Annotated in this window: 13 protein-coding genes; 8 read left to right on the top strand and 5 right to left on the bottom strand. The window is 67.4% G+C overall.

The window, feature by feature from the left end; all coding sequences use genetic code 11:
- Positions 1-91 precede the first annotated feature (91 nt).
- Complete coding sequence (locus tag ACFWPS_RS51895; protein ID WP_383720975.1) at positions 92-2,539, top strand: glycoside hydrolase family 2 TIM barrel-domain containing protein; 2,448 nt, start codon at positions 92-94, stop codon at positions 2,537-2,539.
- 293 nt (positions 2,540-2,832) lie between these two features.
- On the opposite strand, the gene ACFWPS_RS51890 is transcribed toward ACFWPS_RS51895, so the two are convergent.
- The 4 genes from ACFWPS_RS51890 to ACFWPS_RS51875 all read right to left on the bottom strand — a co-directional run bounded on the left by ACFWPS_RS51890 (position 2,833) and on the right by ACFWPS_RS51875 (position 7,428).
- Entirely contained in the window at positions 2,833-3,513 is a 681-nt protein-coding gene (locus tag ACFWPS_RS51890) for a TetR/AcrR family transcriptional regulator (RefSeq protein WP_383720972.1), read from the bottom strand.
- A 204-nt stretch (positions 3,514-3,717) separates the two neighbouring features.
- Entirely contained in the window at positions 3,718-4,713 is a 996-nt protein-coding gene (locus tag ACFWPS_RS51885) for an aldo/keto reductase (RefSeq protein ID WP_383720969.1), read from the bottom strand.
- Positions 4,714-4,717: 4 nt separating this feature from the next.
- The gene (locus ACFWPS_RS51880; protein ID WP_383720966.1) at positions 4,718-6,121 is read right to left on the bottom strand and encodes an acyl-CoA reductase; all 1,404 of its coding nucleotides are present in this window, start codon (positions 6,119-6,121) and stop codon (positions 4,718-4,720) included.
- Between the two features lie 11 nt (positions 6,122-6,132).
- Positions 6,133-7,428, bottom strand: a complete 1,296-nt coding sequence (locus ACFWPS_RS51875) for a hypothetical protein (protein WP_383720963.1) — start codon at positions 7,426-7,428, stop codon at positions 6,133-6,135.
- 517 nt (positions 7,429-7,945) lie between these two features.
- On the opposite strand from ACFWPS_RS51875, the gene ACFWPS_RS51870 reads away from it, so the two are divergent.
- The 3 genes from ACFWPS_RS51870 to ACFWPS_RS51860 are packed head-to-tail and all read left to right on the top strand — an operon-like array spanning position 7,946 to position 12,521.
- Positions 7,946-8,608 (top strand): enoyl-CoA hydratase/isomerase family protein, encoded by a 663-nt coding sequence (locus ACFWPS_RS51870; RefSeq protein ID WP_383720961.1) that lies wholly within the window; start codon positions 7,946-7,948, stop codon positions 8,606-8,608.
- Positions 8,605-11,523, top strand: a complete 2,919-nt coding sequence (locus ACFWPS_RS51865; protein WP_383720959.1) for a 3-keto-5-aminohexanoate cleavage protein — start codon at positions 8,605-8,607, stop codon at positions 11,521-11,523. Before ACFWPS_RS51870 ends, ACFWPS_RS51865 begins: the two co-directional genes overlap by 4 nt.
- A gap of 2 nt (positions 11,524-11,525) precedes the next feature.
- Positions 11,526-12,521 (top strand): NADPH:quinone oxidoreductase family protein, encoded by a 996-nt coding sequence (locus ACFWPS_RS51860; protein ID WP_383720956.1) that lies wholly within the window; start codon positions 11,526-11,528, stop codon positions 12,519-12,521.
- Positions 12,522-12,537: 16 nt separating this feature from the next.
- On the opposite strand, the gene ACFWPS_RS51855 is transcribed toward ACFWPS_RS51860, so the two are convergent.
- Positions 12,538-13,545: an AraC family transcriptional regulator gene (locus ACFWPS_RS51855; RefSeq protein ID WP_383720953.1), complete on the bottom strand. Its 1,008-nt coding sequence runs from the start codon at positions 13,543-13,545 to the stop codon at positions 12,538-12,540.
- Positions 13,546-13,659: 114 nt separating this feature from the next.
- On the opposite strand from ACFWPS_RS51855, the gene ACFWPS_RS51850 reads away from it, so the two are divergent.
- The 4 genes from ACFWPS_RS51850 to ACFWPS_RS51835 all read left to right on the top strand — a co-directional run bounded on the left by ACFWPS_RS51850 (position 13,660) and on the right by ACFWPS_RS51835 (position 18,952).
- The gene (locus ACFWPS_RS51850) at positions 13,660-14,622 is read left to right on the top strand and encodes a 3-hydroxyacyl-CoA dehydrogenase (protein WP_383720950.1); all 963 of its coding nucleotides are present in this window, start codon (positions 13,660-13,662) and stop codon (positions 14,620-14,622) included.
- Complete coding sequence (locus tag ACFWPS_RS51845) at positions 14,619-17,033, top strand: alpha/beta fold hydrolase (RefSeq protein ID WP_383720948.1); 2,415 nt, start codon at positions 14,619-14,621, stop codon at positions 17,031-17,033. The genes ACFWPS_RS51850 and ACFWPS_RS51845 overlap by 4 nt, the downstream gene beginning before the upstream one ends.
- Positions 17,020-17,940, top strand: a complete 921-nt coding sequence (locus ACFWPS_RS51840) for a TIGR03620 family F420-dependent LLM class oxidoreductase (protein ID WP_383720945.1) — start codon at positions 17,020-17,022, stop codon at positions 17,938-17,940. The genes ACFWPS_RS51845 and ACFWPS_RS51840 overlap by 14 nt, the downstream gene beginning before the upstream one ends.
- Before the next feature lie 229 nt (positions 17,941-18,169).
- On the top strand, positions 18,170-18,952 hold the full coding sequence (locus ACFWPS_RS51835; RefSeq protein ID WP_383720942.1) for an MBL fold metallo-hydrolase: 783 nt from the start codon (positions 18,170-18,172) through the stop codon (positions 18,950-18,952).
- Positions 18,953-19,092: the final 140 nt, after the last annotated feature.

Here is a 19,092-nt window from a genome sequence, read left to right as displayed (position 1 = left end):
CATTTCCGGGCCGGCCTCGGTGCCGCGAGGCCGGCCCGGAAATGCGGGCGACCGCAGACCTTGTACAACGGATACGAACGAAGAGGGACTCGTGCTCCGCATTTCTTTCAACGACGGCTGGCAGACCCGGCCCAAGGTGAACCCCTTCGCCGAACTGGGCGGCACCACGGCCCCGTTCCAACCGGCGACCGTGCCGCACGACGCGATGATCGAACGGGAGCGGGTCGCGCCGATGGGCGAGATCGGGATGGAAGGCGGGGCGGGGGCCTACTTCCCCGGCGGGACCTTCGAGTACCGCAAGACCTTCTACGTCGCAGATGAACACCGGGGCAAGCGGATCATCCTTGAGTTCGAGGGCGTGTACCGCGATGCGACCGTGCACATCAACGGTGACTACGCCGGGCAACGCCCCTTCGGCTACTCCCAGTTCCACATCGACGCCGACCGATTCCTGCGCTTCGGCCAGGACAACGAGATCAAGGTCGAGGCCCGCAGTCACCGCGACTCGCGCTGGTACACCGGCGCGGGTATCTACCGTGACACCTGGATGCTGGTCGGTGACCTGGTACGAATCGCCCCCGAAGGCATCCGCGTCACCACTCCCGACATCGACGCCGAGCAGGCAGTTGTGGAGGTGAGGACCAGGGTCGAGAACGACTCGATCTCGATCCGAACCCTCGACGTCACCACCGAGGTCCGCGACGGATCTGGGACCGTGGCCGCCACCGACATCTCCAGGATCACGGTGCTGCCCGGCGAGCCGGCAACGGTGCGTCAGCGTCTCTACGTGCAGGATCCGTTGTTGTGGAGCCCGGATACACCCGCTCTCCACAGCGCGAACGTTGTCCTGAGCGACGGGGATGGCCAGGTGGACGCTGACAACGTCACCTTCGGCATTCGCTCGCTGCAGTTGGACCCCCACCGCGGCCTGCGGATCAACGGCGAGAGCGTGAAACTGCGTGGAGCGTGCGTCCACCACGACAACGGTGTCCTGGGCGCGGCGACGTTCGCCCGCGCCGAGGAGCGGCGGGTGCAGATCCTGAAGGACGCCGGGTTCAATGCGATCCGGATGTCCCACAACCCGATGAGCAAGGTGATGCTGGACGCCTGCGACCGACTCGGCATGCTCGTCGTGGACGAGGCATTCGACATGTGGACCTCGGGCAAGAGCGAGTTCGACTACAGCCTCAGCTTCCCCGAGTGGTGGGAGCGCGACATCGAGGCGATGGTCGCCAAGGACTTCAACCACCCCAGCGTGATCCTCTACTCGATCGGCAACGAGATCCCCGAGGTCGGGTCCTCGTCGGGAGCCGCGTGGGGTCGGAAGCTCGCCGACAAGGTCCGCTCGCTGGACGGCACCCGATACGTCACCAACGGCATCAACGGCATGCTGGCCGTGATGGCCGACCTGGCTGCCAGGAAGCAGCAGACGGCCGACGAGGGCGCGGGCATCAACACCATGATGGCCGACCCGGCGGCGGGCATGAACGCGATCGGTGCCTCCGAGCTGGTGAGCCGGCGCACCACCGAGTCCTTCGCGGTCCTGGACGTGGCCGGCATGAACTACATGGAGTCCCGCTACGCCGCGGACCGGGAGCTGTTCCCCAACCGGATCATCCTGGGCACCGAGTCCTTCACCACTCACATCGACGGCAACTGGAACCTGGTCAAGCAGTACAGGCACGTCATCGGCGACTTCGCCTGGACCGGCTGGGACTACTTGGGTGAGGTCGGCATCGGCCGGCCGCAGTACCTCACTCCGGACAACCCACGCCCCGCCTTCTCCGCTCCCTATCCCTACCTGGTGGCCGGCTGCGGTGACATCGACATCACTGGACACCGCCGGCCCGCCTCCTACTACCGCGAGATCGTCTTCGGTCTCCGCACCCAGCCGTACCTGGCCGTCCAGCGGCCCGAACATTACGGGCAGGCCAGGGGGTCAGCTCCCTGGGCCTGGAGCGACACCGTCTCCAGCTGGACCTGGCCCGGCTTCGAAGGCTCGCCCGTCGTCGTCGAGGTCTACAGCGACGCCGACGAGGTGGGGCTCTTCGTCAACAACCGCTTCCTGGGGCGCCGGCCCGTTGGCGAGCACCACCGTTTCCGCACCGCCTTCGACACCCTCCACGAGCCGGGCGAGCTCCTGGCGATCGCCTACCGTGACGGCACAGAGACCGGCCGCAGCATCCTGCGGTCGGCCACCGGCCCGGTCCTGCTGCATGCCGAGGCCGACCGGCCGGTGATCACGACAGCGGGCGGCGACCTCGTGTACGTCACCCTGACCTTGACGGACTCCGACGGGACCCTGCACACAGGGGCCGACCGGCTGGTGAGTGTCGAGGTCACCGGGCAGGGCGCTCTGCTCGGGTTCGGAAGTGCTGACCCCTCGACCGAGGAACGCTTCGACGCCAAGCAGCGCCACACCTACCAGGGCCGCGTCCTGGCCGTCCTGCGCCCGACCGGGGCAGGCCAGATCCGTCTCACCGCCAGTGCCCCGGGGTGCGAGCCGGCCGAAATCTCCGTCACCGTCACCACCAAGTGAGCATGCCTCATGCCGAGCACGTCATCGGGGTTCGAGGCCAGGACGCTACCTGCGGTATGAACTACCCGGCCCGGGGAGGGTGCCGCACCCGCGATTCGAGTGTGCTGATGCCGCGCGGGGTAAACACGCCCGCGAGGATCTTGCGGTGAAGGTCACTCTCGCATGCGCTGGTAGGTCGGCCACGGATCAGGCGCGAAATGAGCATCATCGGGGTCCCAGCTGAGCGCGCCGTTCTGGCTCACGGGCGAGCCTCTCGCTGCCGAGACAAGACCTTCGGCGAACATGTCCGGCGGTCAGCAGCGATGAAGGCTGCGCAGGAAGACTTGCACGGCGAGTTCGGTGTGTTCCTCCTGCACCTCTGGCTCTCGCAGGATGCCGAGCGACGCGAGCCGGGCCGGCACGCTCGCGACGAGCCCGAGGAACAGCTCGGCGAGCATCGCGGTGTCACCAGGAAGGGCGATCGCCCCGGTGGCCGCGTGCCGCTCAAGCAGTTGTACGACGAATCGCCTCCTCGGAAAGGTTGGTGCGGCGTATGTCTGACGGGCGAGGTCGGGGAAGCGGTCGGCCTTGGCGATGGCGATGCGCGCCAACTTCACCATCGACGGGTGCAGCGCACGGCGGACCGCAGCCTGCGCGACAGCACGCAGCGCGACTTCAAGGTCGTCCAGGTCCGGCGGCTCCGATTCCCGAATGGGCCAGTCCGGCTGCACGATCGCCCACTGGACCACCTCCTGGAAGAGCGCCTCCTTACTGGAGAACCGGGCGTACAGCGTTGCTTTGGTGGTCCCGGCCGCGCTCGCGATGGCATCCATCTTGGTTGCTTCATAACCCTGTTCCAGGAACACCGCCAGCGCGTGCGCGCGGATGTCCTGTTCGAGTTGGGCCGCCTGGCCCCGGGTGGGGCGGCCGCCGCGAGGGGAACGCGGCCGGGTACCTGTACCAGACATGATCTCAGTCTGCCAGACCTGGAGCACCGGCTCACGATCAGTCGGCAGAGAAACGCGATGATCAGACCGGTCGGCTGGCTGTGCCGACCGGCACCGGCCGCCTTCGCAGCCACCGTGAAATGCCCCTGGGCCGACAGGCGAGTTCGGGCGGATCGCACCGATGACGATCACGAGCCGGGACACGGCGCACAACGGGCGGTGGCCGGGGGCGAATCCGCCGGTGCGCTCCGTTCACTCGTCTCCTGCGGGAACAGACCCCACGGATCTCTCCCCAAGCGCTGCGGGAGACAGGACACTGCGGCGGTCGTGCAGGAATTCCTGGGGGTAATCGTGCCTGACGCGTGTGGCGGCGTCGAGGCGTTCCATCTGGACGTCGTCGAGTCGCAGGCTCCGTGCGCCGAGGTTGTCGTGGGCCTGCTTGAGAGTACGTGCTCCCAGTACTGGGACAAGGCCCTGCCGCAGGAGCCAGGCGAGGGCGACACGCGCGGGCGTGGCCCCGGTCTCGGCAGCGGTCTCCCTGACGGCGTCCACTGCCTGTCGCCGGGAGCTGGAGAGCCGTGGGCCTGCTCCCTTGCCGGTCAGGAGCCCTCGGGCCAGAGGGCTCCAGGCCGTCACCGTGAGGCCGAGGGCTCTGGCCATCGGAAGAAGTTCGCGGTCCGGGGACCGGGCGGCGAGGGAGTACTCGATCTGCATGCCGCAGTAGGCGGTCCAGCCACGCAGTTCGGCAATGGCCTGGGAGCGGGCGACGACCCAGGCGGGGGTGTTGCTGACGCCGATGGCCAGGACCTTGCCGGAACCGACGAGATCGTCGAGTGCCCGCAGCGTCTCCTCGGTAGGGGTGCACTCGTCCCACGCGTGAACCCACAGCAGATCTACGTAGTCGGTGCGCAGGCGGCGCAGGCTGGCCTCTACGCTGTGCCGCAGGCTCTTGCGGTGGCTGCCGCCGGAGTTCGGATCGGATCTGCCGGTCGGCAGAGTGAACTTCGTGCCGAGCACGATGGCGTCGCGTTCGGCAGAGATCAGGCGTCCGACGATTTCCTCGCTCGTGCCGTCGTTGTAGACGTTGGCGGTGTCCAGAAAATTGCCGTCCGCCTCACGGAAGGCCGTGTAGATCTCGCGGCAGGTGTCCTCCTCGGTACCGAATCCCCATTCGGTACCGAACGTCATCGTCCCCAGGCAGAGCTCGCTGACGCGCAGCCCGGACCGGCCCAACAGGCGCGTCCTCATGGCTTCAGGCATCGTCGTCAGCCACCCAGTTGACGAACCTGTGCAGCGGGTACATACCGTCGTGCGGGTTGCCGATGCTGCCGGTGAGGGCGCTGCCGAGCTTCACCAGCCGCTGCACTCCCGCGGTCGCCATCGGGTCCCGCAGTTCAGTCTTGCGATCCCCCGGGTAGACGCCCACGGTCTGGGTGGCCACGGTCGCGAAGGCCGCAGCGTCCAGGACGGAGCCGATGGGGATGACGTTGACGGTCTTGTTCTCCGGATGGAAGTCCACCGGCTCGGGCGAGCGCACCACCAGCCCCCGGCCGTCGTAACCGCCCCAGACCCGGTACTCGGGATCGAGGAAGCGCAGGCCGTCGACCGTCTCGCGGATGTCCCGGGGCGTCTTCGGACCCGCGGCGGAGGCGAAGTCGCGTTCGACACCGAGCCGTTCGCACAGCAGGGCGCAGAATCGGTCGGCCTGCTCGGTCGTGCCTTCGACACAGATGTGGCGAGCGGCAACACAGGCGTCCTGGTTGAAGACGGTCGCGTCCGCCGCCGCCAGGTCGGCCACCTCGCGCAGAGTCTGCTCGGAGGCGAAGGCCTCTCTGCCGATGACGGCCATCGAGACCTTCGGATCGAAGGAGATCAGCTGGAAGCCGGGACCGGCGTACTTCGCGGCGTTCTCAATGGCCGGGCCGCCGCCCCAGGCGACCAGTTTGTCGAAGTACTGGGAGCGGTACAGGACGCCTTCGACCCGGGCGTCGCCGCCGCGCCAGTACACCGCGGACATCGAGCGGAGCACGGGGTGATCGGGGTCGATATCGGCCATGGTGCGCAGTACGGCGACGGTGGTGAACGGATCGGCGGAAGGCATCTTGAAGACGTTCACACCCTTGACGAGTGCGGCGTCGGCGATCGAGGTCATGGCCGCGCTCGGGGAGTTCCCGGCAAGCATGTGGACCAGCCGTGGGGGAAAGGCACGGACCCGGCTGACCCGGCCGTTCGGGTCCGTGTGTTCGACCCAGCCGTCCAGGACGTCGGGGCCACCGAAGGTGCGCTCGATGCGGTATTCGAGGGCCTCGCGGGTGAGGAACTGCCCCGGTCGGCGGAAGGTGTTCTCGATGATGCGACGTGGCAGAGCACTCACCCTCAGGGTCATCTCAAGCGATTCCTGGAGGTGGGAGTTCTTCTCAAGGGTGAGGTGCTCACCGATCTCGACTAGGTAGTCGATGATCTCGGCGACCGGGACGTCGAAGGCCGGTCCGGGCCGGGTGCGCGGCTCGAAGAGCCCGTTGAGTTCGAGCTTCGGCGTGACAAACGGCACGTTGAAGTCACGTGAGAGGTATTCGGTGTCCTCACCCCAGATCAGGCGGCCCTGTACGAAGTGCGGTACCCGGATCTTCGAGGAGACGGGCGCTGTGGTGTTCATGGCCACCCCTCTCAGTCCTCGATGAAACCGCGTACATAGGCGTCCATGGTGCCCGCGCACGTGATCTTGTCCCCGTCAGGGAGATCGGAGTAGCGGGTGATCTCGTCGAAGACGGTCGATCCGGGCCGGCCGCAGGGACAGACTCCGAGGTCGGCAATGATCTTGTCGCCGGAGATCGTTCCGCCCCACCGCCCGTCGACCGTCATGTCGAAGAAGGCGGCCCGGCCCTCGACCTGGCCATCCGAGACAGGCGCGAGAGACTCGCCCTCCTTGTCGAGCACGAAGAGTGTGAGTTCTGGAGGTACGTGGTAACGACCCGCGGGGCACTTGGCGAGCCGGACGTTCAACTCCTGCATGGAGTAGTAATGCAGGAACCGGCTCGGCTCGATGTTCAGCAGTCGGAAAATCTGCTCCCGGTAGTCGGGCGGCAGGCGCATACCCTTCAGCCCGCCGCCGGCCATCAGCGCGTTCCGGCCGGTGAGGTCCCCATCGGACGCGCCGAGTTCCCTGAGGATCTCGCACAGCCGATACAGCAACGGGAGGGTCGCGTTGAAGAAGACGCGTTCGGAGCGTCGCATGAGCAGCTGCTCGGCAAAGTGGCGAAGGCGCCGCTCGGTCTCGGCCTGACGACCCGCCGACTCCGCCTCGAATGCCGCGACCTCATCGGGAGCGGCCGCGCCCTCGGCCATCGCGCGGCGCATCGCGGCGAGGCGGGCCATGTAGCCGTACGGTCCGGCCGGCGCGTTGCCGCGAGGGAACGCAATCGCGTCCGGTCGGCCGTAGGAGGAGATGAGCAGGTCACGGACGGCGACGTGCTGGCTGATTCGCGTGTCCGGTCCGATGGGCAGGACGTGCCACGACGGATCCGGGGGCAGACCGAGCGCGCGAAGACAGCAGATCAAGTCCCCCAGTGAGGCCTTGCGATCCGCGCGGGTCTTGTTGAGGAACGAGCCCTTGCCGCTGGTGCCACTCGAACTCGCCACGAGATGCCCCGACGCCTCCAGCCGCTCGATCCATCCGTCGACGTCCTCGACACCGGACACATCGACGTCGCCGACCCGGTGAGTCGACAGTGAGTCGAGCCATCGGTTCATCTGGGCCCAGTGCCCCTTCACGATCAGTGACTCTGGGTAGCTCTTGTACGTCATGTGAGGGAAGAGCAGCGGAAGCATGTCCTCAGGCGAGCGGATCGTCGTGATCCCCTCCGCCTCGGCCCGCCGGGCCAGGACGGGAACCTGACCGCGGCGTTCCTGGAAACGCGCGTCGAGCCCCTTGATCACTTCCGGGTCATGCGCCGTGACTGGCATTGCGCCTCCGATCGTGATGCGATCACCGATAACTATACTTTCGGGTATAGTTTTGTCCAGAGGGCCGACTGGCGCCAACAGCGCTCGGCTCGATGAGATCGCAGGAGTCCTCCGGCCCGTCGTCGACCAGACGTACCCGTTCGATGCGGGGGACGCGGTCGTGATCGCGGTGATGTGAGGCCGTACCCGGTCGGTCCCGCGGCGTGGCGGACGTCGGGGACCGCGAACGGGTCAGTCCCCGATCGCCCGCGCAGGGACCGCACATGGCGTCGCCTCGACTGCGCCCGTGACGCGGCCGGCCGCCACGGTCTTCCACCAGCCCCAAGTCTCCGGCACGAACGGCCCGTAGTCGTCTGATGTCAAGAATTGGTCGCCTGAAGCCAAGCCCGTGGGGCGCCGAAGTGTCACGATCGTGGAGCCGAAGTCACACCCGTACCGGACATACCGACTGGTCGGCGTCTTCTGAAAGGCCGGGCCATTGTCATCATTGGACTGCGAACTTCTCGAGGGCGCGCTCGTGGTCACCCTGGACCGCGAAGAGCGCCGCAACGCCATCGACGACGACATGCGCAACGCGCTTCTCGCGCTTGTGCGTACCCAACCGGAACCGCCGAGCCGCGTGCTGGTGTTCCGCGCTCGTGGACCGGTGTTCAGTGCCGGCAACGACATGAAGATGATCGAGGCCAGGAAGGCGGCGGGCGGAGCCCAGGCACTCGGACAGCTCCAGCTCGAATCGCTTCAGCTTCTGCAAGCCTTCGCCACCTGTCCTGTGCCGACGCTGGCCGTCGTCGACGGTCCCGTCTACGGGTACGCCGCGGACATCGTCACTCACTGTGACTGGGTTATCGGCAGCGAACGGGCCACGTTCCACTGGCCCGAATGGAAGTTCGGGATCATGCCCACGGGGTCGAGCCTCGAACGAAGTGGTCCCGAGTTCCTCTGGCGCGGCCTTTCGGCGGGGTTCACCGCTGAGGAGGCGCTCTCCTCGGGTCTGCTCAGACAGCTTGAGAAGAGCGAGGATCTCGACGCCGGCCTCCGCGCACACACCGGATGGGTCGCCGAACTCTCGCCCGGAATGTACGAGGCGTGGCGCGCCGCCGTTCTCAGTGTCCGCCGTCCCCCGCCGGACCTCTGGTCCCGCCTCCCCGGCTTGTGGGCTCCCGAAGAGGACCAGTCGTGAGCACGAACGTCGCACGCCTCGCCGCCGAGGTCGGTGTGCCGCTCGACGAGATGCGCGACTGGTCGGTCTCCCAGCCGGACGAGTTCTGGGCCGCGGTGTCGCGCCTGTACGGGCCGCAGTGGACCACGCCCTACGAGAGCGTTCGTGGGACCGTCCCGACGGGCCCGGAGTCCTGGTTCCCCGGCGGTCGGACGAACATCGCCGCGTGGGCGCTCAGCGAGTCCCACCCCGAGAGGCTGCCGGCTCTGCGTTGGCTGAGCGAAGACGGCGCGGCCCTTCGGCTGACGCGGGCAGAGCTTCGGGCCGCCGCAGCGGAGATCTGCCACCGCCTTCGGGCACTGGGCATCGGGCCCGGCAGCAGGGTCGGCCTGGTCGCCGCACCGCACTGGTGCGGCTCGGCAGCCATCCTCGGCATCCTCGCCGCGGGCGCGTCCTGCCTGCCGCTCTTCTCGGGATACGGCGCGGGCGCCCTGCGCGACAGGGTCGAGGCAGGCGCGCCCGATCTGATCCTCGTCCAGGGCACAACGTGGCGCAAAGGCACCGAGTACGACATCGCAGCGCCGGTTCGTGCCGCCGTGGGCACCCTGCCCCGGCTCGGAGTGATCACGCTCAACACCCGAGGGACGACGCAGCCGGGTGACCCCGCGGCCTGGGATGTCGCTGAGCTGACCACGAGCAGGACTCCGTGGGCACCGGCGGCCCTGCCGTCGGGCGCGCCCGCGATCGTCCTGTTCACCTCCGGGTCGACCGGGCTCCCCAAGGGCGTCGTCCTCTCCCACGCGGGATACGCCCACCAGCTTGCCTCCGAGTGGCGGCTGCACCTCGATCTGAGGGAGGGCGATCGTGTGCTCTGGCCCGCCGATCCCGGCTGGGTCGTCGGCTCCTTCACTCTGTTCGGTGCACTGGCCGGCGGCGCCGAGTTGACGCTGCTCGACGGGAATCCGGCAGCCACCATCAGCAGGCACGCGGACTTCTCCGATGTGACGGTCCTCGGCGGATCGCCCAGCTTCCTGGCCTCGGTCGCTCACGGCCCCGAGGCGTACGGGCTCCGCCCGCGGATCATCGCGGCGGCCGGGGAGCCGTTCAGCTCCGAGGCATGGGCGGCGGTGGAGCGGAGCCTGTCCGGCAACCGCCCGTCGATCATCAACCTCTGCGGCGGGACCGAAGTCGGGACGTGTCTGCTGGCCACTCTTCCCTACGACGTTCCTCCGAAGACCGGCTTCGGTGGCCCGGCGCTCGGCGTGGACGCGGACGTCGTAGACGACCTCGGCAGATCGGTGAGCGACTCCCTGGGAGTGCTCGTCGCCCGCAACAGCTGGCCAGGACGAGCGATCGAGGTCTTCAACACGCCGTACGGTCTCGACGGGTACTTCCGCCGGTTCGGCGGCGGCGTGTGGTCGCAGGAGGACCTGGCCATGCGGACATCAACGGGATGGTTCGTGAAGGGCCGGGCGGACGAGGTCCTGAAGATCGCCGGCCGCCGCGTCGGCCCGAGCGAGATCGAGGACGTGGCCCTTGCCACCGATGGGACGTCCGCATGCGTTGCCGTCGACGCGACCGTTGACGGGCACAGCGTCCTGATCGTGGTCGTCGAGTCCGCACCGGGAGCGGACACCGATGTCCTGGCGCGGCAGGTCAGTGCGGCCATCGAGGGCGACATGGGCCGCCCGTTCCGCCCGTTCTGGACAGGCGCCGGCCCGAACCTGCCACGCACGACGACCGGGAAGCTCGATCGCCGAACGGTGCGCAACGAGGTGCGCGCCTCCATCGCATCGGCGACAGGAACCACGGCGACACAGGCGCTTCGCGCCTGGATGGATACGACCACTCTCACCACCACCGCTACCACCACCCAGCCGTCGACAGCGGCACGTCACCCGAGGAGGACCACCATGAACACCGTCAACTGGGACCGCGTCCAGCGAGGCCTTGAGCGAGAGAACCACCGCATGATCTGGCGCCCCTACGGGTTGCCGACCGTGAGCGACCCGAACCGCTCCAGCTTCTTCGAGGGTGAGGTCTCACCCCGCTGGGACGTGCCCCGCCAGATGGCGGTGTCGGTCGCGATCACCGGAGCCTTCTTCCAGCACGAGCAGAACCCGAACCAGCCGATCACCCCGCAGGAGATCTACGAGGAGGCTCGCGCTGTCGCCGCAGCAGGTGCGAGCACCGTGCACATCCACGTTCGCGATGACAAGGGCTACAACACGCTGAGTGCCGACCGGTTCCGCGAGGTGATCGTTCCGCTGAAGAAGGAGTTCCCGGACCTCGCCGTCGACGGATGTCTCGTGGCGGCGCTGGACGGCGAGTGGGAACAGATGAAGGAGGTCCTCGCAACGGGGCTCCTCGACGCGGTACCGCTCAACACGGCGGCGACCTATGTCGGCGACGCGCTGTTCGCGAAGCCGATCCCGGTCATCCTCGAGAAGGCGCGATTGATCCTGGAGAGCGGCGCCAAGCCGATCATCGCCTGTTACACGGACGGCGACATCAGCAACGCGGACCGGTTGCTCTTCAAGTCGGGCCTGATGCAGTCCGGTGCGTACTGGTGTCTGCTGCCGGCCCTTCCGGGATGCAGCCCGATGACGACCCCGAGGCAGGCCTTCGAGGGGCTGCTCCACCTCTCCTCGGCGATACGCGAGGTCGACCCCGAGGCGACGATCCTCGTCTGTGCCGCCGGCCGCGCGTCGACGTACCTGGTCACCGCCGCGGCTGCCCTCGGCCTCCACGTGCGGGTCGGCATGGAGGACACCATATGGAACTGGCCGCACCGCGACGACCTCGTCCAGTCGAACCTGCAGATGTTCGAGACGGCCAAGGACCTGGCCAGGCTTCTCGGACGAGACATCCCTGATCACGCCGAGTACCGGTCCCTCGTCGGCCTTGCGCCCGCATCCGTGCCGGCGAAGGGCTGACCGTGCCCATCACACACCAGGGCCTGGTCTGCTCGGCCTTCGGGCCGGTGAGCGACCTGCAGTGGCTCTCCCGGCTGCAGCGCGAGTTGGGGCCCGAGGACGTGCGGGTGGCCGTGCGCGCGGCGAGCGTCGGATTCATGGACAACCTCATGGCCCGGGGCCTCTACCAGCTCAAACCCGACCTCCCGTACGTGCCGGGCGCGTGCGGGGCCGGGGTGGTCACCGAGGTCGGCGAGAGCGTCACGGACTTCCTGGTCGGCGAGCGCGTCTCGTTCCTGAACTACTTCGGAGCCTTCGCCGAAGAGATCGTCACCGAGCGGTCGACGCTCGTGCGTCTGCCTGCCGACATGGCGTTCGACCAAGGGGCGGCCTTCCGTCTCACCTACAACCCGGCCTACTTCGCCCTCTCGGTCCGAGGAGGCCTGCAGCCCGGCGAGACGCTCGTCGTGACCGGGGCCACCGGTGGGGTCGGCGCAGCCGCGGTGCAGCTCGGCCTGAGCCTTGGCGCCACGGTCATCGCCGCGGTCAGCAGCCGTGAGAAGGCCGGGTTGGCCCTCCAAGCCGGGGCGCACCACGCCGTTGTCTACAGCGACGGGAGTCTGCGCGACACGGTCAAGGGCCTCACCGGAGGGCGTGGCGCCGACGTCGTCCTCGATGTGATCGGAGGCGACGTCTTCGACGAGCTCACACACTGCGTGGCACCGCTCGGCCGCCTCCTCGTGATGGGCTTCACGAGCGGTCGCATACCGCAGGTCGCGACGAACCTCATGCTGCTGAAGAACGCGTCCGTGGTCGGCGTCTTCTTCGGCGGCTGGGGGATCGGCAAGAACGCCGAGCAGGTCCGTGCGCTCAATGACCGCCTCTTCGAGCTCGCGTCCCAGCGAGCCCTTGAGGTGACCATCGGTCATCAACTCCCGATGCACGACGCAGCCATGGCACTGGAGTTGGTCGCCGAGCGCGAGACGATCGGCAAGATCGTCCTGTACACCGAAGGCTGACCGGTCTGGGCCAGGTCTAGGCCGTCGTTGTCCTGTCCCGCCGGCGCGCGGCCAATTTGCTCGGTGACTCGCCGTACCAGCGCTGGCAGGCTCGGGAGTAGCTGCTCTGCTCGGAATAGCCGAGCATGGTCGCGATCTGCGATGCCTGCATCCCGGTCGCGGCGAGTTGCCAGGCCATGGTGCGCCGCACGTCGTCGAGGATCTTCTCGAAGGACGTGCCCGACTGGGCGAGCGTGCGCTGGACGGCGCGCGGATGCAGGGCCATCTCGTGGGCGACGACGGTCAGGCTGGCCTGGTTGACCATCAGCAACCGTTGGATCAGCTCATGGACATGGTCGGCGAACTCACGGTCGGGCCTGACCTGAGCGAGGTAGTTCTCCGCCAGGGTCAGCGCCGCGGCATCTCGTCCACGAATCGGCCTGGCCAGCACATGGTTCGGCAGATGAATCGAGTTCACGTCGCTTCCGAACTCGATGGGACAACCGAACATCTCCTGATATGTCTCGGGCGGTGAGATACGGCGGTGCTGCATGGTCACCTTGAGCGGGACGAAGTCGTCACCGACCATCAGGCGGAAAGCGTCCATCGCCACGCCGAGGGCCTTCTCCACCATCTGATCGCGGTGCGGGAGCTGCCGCAGGGTGATGGCGAAGGTGAACGCCGCCGCTCGCGGTCCGCGCCGGAGCTCGGTGACATCCGCGGGTGCGCAGTTGTACAGGTATCGCGAGACGCCCTCGATTGCGTCAGCGACGGTCTCCGAGTGGCGGATGATGACCGCGACCGGACCCAGGATCTTGATGTCCTGCCTGCGCGCCAGACGCATGCCGAAATCCGGGCAGTCCAGCTCCTGCGCCGCAGCACCGATCACAGATGCCGCCGCGGTGTAGCTGATGAAGTGCTCGTAGTCCCCCGCCGTTGCGGGGTCGATGCCATGTGCGCGCATCAGTGCCCCGGCATCGCCACCGAGGGTCGATACCAGGTCCTCGAACGCGAGCAGCGCGGTGCCCCTCGTAAGATTCGCCATTGTCGTGAAATGTTAACCATTCGTCGTGTGAAGTCAAGGACTCGCGATCGTCGTGCTGGCACGCTGGCGGCAGTTGAGGTCAGAGGCTAAAGCAGACGAAAGGAACTGCCAGTCATGTCGTCTCTCGAGAAGCTCACCGTCCTGGGAGCAGGCGTCCTGGGTGGGCAGATCGCCTGGCACAGCGCGTTCAAGGGCAAGACCGTCGCGGTATACGACATCGCGCAGGACGCCATCGACCGCTGCCGGGCCGCGCACGATCAGTACGCCGCCATCTACCGTGCCGAGGTCGGTGCCAGCGACGCGGACATGACCGCCACGCGACAGCGCTTGACCTACGGCACCGACCTGGCTGCCGCAGTCGCGGAGGCCGACCTGGTGATCGAGGCGGTGCCGGAGATCCCCCAGGTGAAGACCGCGGTCTACGAGGAGATGGCCGAGCTTCTCCCCAAGGACACGCTCATCGCGACGAACTCCTCGACGTTGCTGCCGAGTGACTTCGCATCGGCCACCGGCCGTCCGGACAAGTTCTGCGCACTCCACTTCGCCAACATGATCTGGGCCATGAACTACACCGAGGTCATGCCGCACGCCCGGACCTCGCGAGAAACGCTCACTGCGGTGACGGAGTTCGCCGTGGAGATCGGGATGGTGCCGATCGCCCTCCGCAAGGAGCAGAACGGCTATGTCGCCAACAGTTGGGTCGTCCCACTGCTGAATGCCGCGCAGACGCTGGTGACCAACGGCGTTGCCACACACGAGGACGTGGACCGCACGTACCTCCTCACAGGAGCCAAGGTCGGGCCGTTCGGCATGATCGACATGATCGGCATGGAGACGTGTCACAACGTCCTCACCTACTGGGGGAGTGTGCGGGGCGACGCGCAGATGAACGCCAACGCCGACTACATCAAGACGCACTTCCTCGACCGCGGATTCCTGGGGCTGCAGACCGGCAGGGGTTACTACGAGTACCCCGACCCGGCCTTCGAACGCCCGGGTTTCCTCGCGGTTCCCGACATCTCGGTCGTCCCGGACCTCGTGACGCTGATGACGACACAGACGGAGACACTGGCATGAGCGCCGACGCCGCGACGACCACGAAGTTCGGGCATGTCGACGTGTTGGTCGTCGGCGCCGGCATCTCCGGCATCGGCATGGCCTGCCACCTGAAGAGAAAGCAGCCGGACCGGACCTTCGCGATCGTCGACAGTCGCGACTCGATCGGCGGGACCTGGGACCTCTTCCGCTACCCCGGCATCCGGTCCGACTCCGACCTGCACACCTTCGGCTTCGAGTTCAAGCCGTGGACCAGGGACAACGCGATCGCCAACGGCGACGAGATCCTCGACTACCTGCACGAGACGGTCGCCGAGAACGACCTCGCTCGCCACCTGCACCTCGGGCACAAGGTCGTCCGCGCAGACTTCTCGTCCGACCAGGCGCGCTGGATCGTCACGCTGGAGCGCGCGAGTGACGGCGAGCAGTTCGACGTCACCTGCGGCGTGCTGTTCTCCGGTGCCGGCTACTACGACTACGCCCGCGGGCACACGCCCCACTTCGAGGGGCGCGAGGACTTCCGCGGTCAGATCGTGCACCCACAGCTGTGGCCGGAGGACCTCGACTACACCGGCAAGAAGGTCGTGATCATCGGCAGTGGCGCCACGGCCGTGACGCTCCTGCCGGCGCTGGCCGAGAAGGCCGGCCACGTCACGATGCTGCAGCGCTCACCGGGATACATCATGCCCATCCCGCGCAAGGACCCGATCGCGAACTCGCTGCGCCGGCTGTTGCCGAGCCCCGTCGCGTACCGGATCACCCGCAGGATCAACATCAACAGGATGAAGCTGCTGTACAACCTCAGCCAACGCTTCCCGAAGCAGATGCGCCGCCTGATCCGCAGGCTGAACACCATGGTGCTTCCCAAAGGGTACGAGGTGGATACTCACTTCAATCCGCACTACGGCCCGTGGGACCAGCGGCTCTGTGTGGTCCCGGACGCCGACATGTTCAAGGCCATCTCGAGCGGCGACGCCTCGGTCGTCACTGATCGCATCGTGCGGTTCACCGAGGGGGGGATCCTGCTCGCGTCGGGCGAGGAGCTCGCCGCCGACATCATCGTCACCGCGACCGGCTTCAGCATCCTGCCGTTCGGCGGGATCGCACTGGAAGTCGACGGTGAGCCGGTCGACCTCCCCAGCCGCATGGTCTACAAGACGATGATGGTGAGCGGCGTGCCCAACTTCGCGTTCGCGATGGGCTACCTCAACTATTCGTGGACGCTCAAAGTCGACCTCGTCGCCGAATACCTGTGCCGACTGCTCGTCCACATGGACAGCCACGGCTACGCCACCGTCACCCCGCACGTAGACGATCCGACGCTGACCCGACGGCCGTTCCTCGACATGGAAAGCGGCTGGGTCGGTCGATCCAAGGACCTGTATCCGCAGCAGGGCTCGCACGGCCCGTGGACGGTTGACCAGAGCTACGCGCCCGACCGCGACCGGCTGACCAAGGCCCCGATCGAGGACCCCGCCCTGAAGTTCACCGCAGGCCGTGGTCGACTCGCAGTCACCGGCCGTACGACCACGCCCACCATGATCGCTGTCCAGGGCCGGCCGACCCGGGTTCGTATCGTGGGAGATCCGGCGAACCCGCCACTGCTGCTGCTGCACGGGATCGGCCGCAGCCTCGAGGACTGGGCTCCGCAGTATGCCCGCCTGGCAGACACCCACCGGGTGATCGCGCTCGATCTTCCCGGCTCAGGGTTCTCGGCCCGGGTGCCCGAGCCCACCACGCTGGAGGTCCTGGCACGCGGCGTTCTCGAGACGCTCGACACCCTCGGCGAGCGGCGACCGCTGCACGTGGTCGGCAACTCGCTCGGCGGCGCAGTCGCCATGCAGCTGCTCGCCCTGGATCCGGGGCGGGTCGCCAGCCTGGTGCTGGTCGACAGCGCCGGCTTCGGCGCGAAGGTCGCACTTCCGCTGCGGCTGCTCGCCCTGCCCGTCTTCGGCGAGCTCATGACCCGACGGACCACACGTGGCGGCGCGCGCATGGCCGAACGCCTGATCTTCACCGACCGGACGCTCGCGACTGGGGCGCGGATCGAGCACGCCATGGACATCGCCGGCCAGCCGGATACAGGCACGGTGGTTCTCGAGACCACCCGTGCGCTCGCCACCGTCCGCGGAATCAAGCCGGAATGGCGCGCACAGTTGGCCGCCGCCGTCACGAAGCATCCTCGCCCGACCCTGGTCATCTGGGGCGACCGCGATCGCATCGTGCCGGCGGCCAATCTCGAAACCGCGCACCGGGTGTTCCCGCACGCCGAGACCCAGTTGTTCACTGGTGTCGGTCACATGCCGCAGCTCGAATGCCCCGACGACTTCGCAGCCCGCGTGCTGGCGTTCCTGGCGGACGCGGAGCCAATGCCTGCGGCGAAGGGCCGACACGACGACGCGCGCCAGGAGGAACTCGATGGGCAGCATTGACGGCCGGGATCTTGGGACATTCGGGGTCTGGACCTTCGACTTCGAGTTCCAGCCTGCCGCGCAGATGCGGGCGTCGATCCAGGAGCTGGAGGAGCAGGGCTGGAGGGCGTTCTGGATTCCGGAGCTGTTCGGCCGCGAGGCGCTCACGCACGCCGGCTATCTGCTCGCCTGCACCGAGCGGATCAACATCGTCAACGGCATCGCGCGGATCTGGTCGCGCGATGCCCGGTGGACCCACGGCGCCGCCCTGCTCCTGGCCGATGCCTACCCCGACCGCCACGTGCTCGGGCTCGGGGTCAGTGGCTCACCCCCGGCAACAACCACGCCCCTGGCGGCGATGAACGCGTACCTCGACGAGCTCGATGCGCTGACGACCCCCAATCCGGCGCCGAAGGCGCCGATGCGCCGCGTCCTGGCCGCGTACGGGCCGAAGATGCTCCAAATGGCTCGTGACCGCTCTTCCGGCGCGCACACGTACAAGGTCAACGTGGCACACACACGGCAGGCGCGGCAGATCCTCGGGCCGGACGCGTTCCTCGGCGTCGAGCACGCCGTGCTCTTCGAGTCCGCCCCCGACAAAGCCCGGGCGATCGCACGCGAGCACCTGCACACCTATCTCAACACCCCGTTCAACTTGGCGAAGTTCCGCCGCCTCGGCTACTCCGAGGAGGACATCGCCAACGGGGGCAGCGACCGGCTCGTCGACGATCTCGTCTTCTGGGGCGACCTCGACACCATCGTCACCAAGCTGCGTGCCCACGTCGAGGCCGGCGCGGACCACGTCGGTGTGCAGGTCATCGGGATCGAGCCGGGTAAGTCCGCGATGCCCTACTGGCGCATGCTCGGCGAAGCGCTCCTGCCCCGGGACCACGTGCACCGACCCACGATCCAACCGCTCGTCCAGTGAAAGACACTGCCCAATGAAGATGGGCGGATCTTCTTCCGGGGGCGTTCGTGTCGAGCCCGACGGGCTGTCGATCACCACTGCGTCCATGGATGCGTCGACTGACCAGTTCTCCTGCCCCAGCGGTCTGCCTGCCTGTGAAGACACCTCGGATCAGGCCTCTGTCGGTCAGCCGCTTCATGACCTCCGACCGCAACGAATCACCGACGGAACCTTAGTAAGGAGCAGAGCAATGCGAGGCACCATCACCATCGTTGACAAGGGCAACGTACGGGTGCACAGCTACATGGCCCCCGAGAGCGGCCTGAACGTCACCACCCAGCTGATCGAGACCCCGAGCCTGCTCGTCGCGGTGGACGGCCAGGTCAACGTCGCGGACGCCGACGAGGTTGTCGAATACGCCAAGGGGCTCGGCAAACCGCTGGACCGCCTCATCGTCACCCATGCGCACCCGGATCACTTCCAGGGCGCCGGCCGCTTCAACGTGCCCATTCACGCGCTGGAGATCGTGCGCGAACAGATGGCGGCGCGGGGTGATCTGCAGGACCTGAACGGTGTTCCGATCCCGGCAGCGGAGATGGCCCCCACCGATCTGATCACCCCGGGTACCGAGGTGATAGACGGTGTTCCGTTCGTCTTCGAAGCCGTCTCCGGCGGTGAGACCACGGACCAACTGCTGATCCGGCTGCCCGAGCACGGCGTGCTGGTGGCACAGGACCTCGTGTACCACCACACTCACCTGTTCGTCGGGAACGACGACATCGCCCGCTGGCAGGTCATCCTGGAGTCGCTGGCGGCCGACCCGGCTTACGACACGATCCTGCCCGGACACGGGCTGCCCGCAGGACCGGCCGTTCTCGCCGAGAACGCCGAGTACTTGCGGGTAGCCAGCGAGCTTCTCGGTGACGACGGCGAGGCCTACAAACAAGCCATCATCGCGCGCTTCCCCGCCCTCGGAGTTCCGTTCGTGATCGACATCAGCAACTTCTACCTGTTCGGCACCCGACCCGCCTGACCGTTCCAAGTTCCGGACTGGCACCCGCGCCAAAGACGTGATCCGACGGGCCCACCCCGCGGGTCACCGCCGCTGGGGTATAAAAAAAAACCCGCCCACCCCACACACAACCAACACGGATTGCGGGTTCGGGTGGTAGA

The sequence above is a fragment of the Streptomyces sp. NPDC058457 genome (assembly GCF_042720695.1).
GTDB lineage: Bacteria > Actinomycetota > Actinomycetes > Streptomycetales > Streptomycetaceae > Streptomyces.
This window is presented reverse-complemented; position numbering and strand designations above follow the sequence as displayed.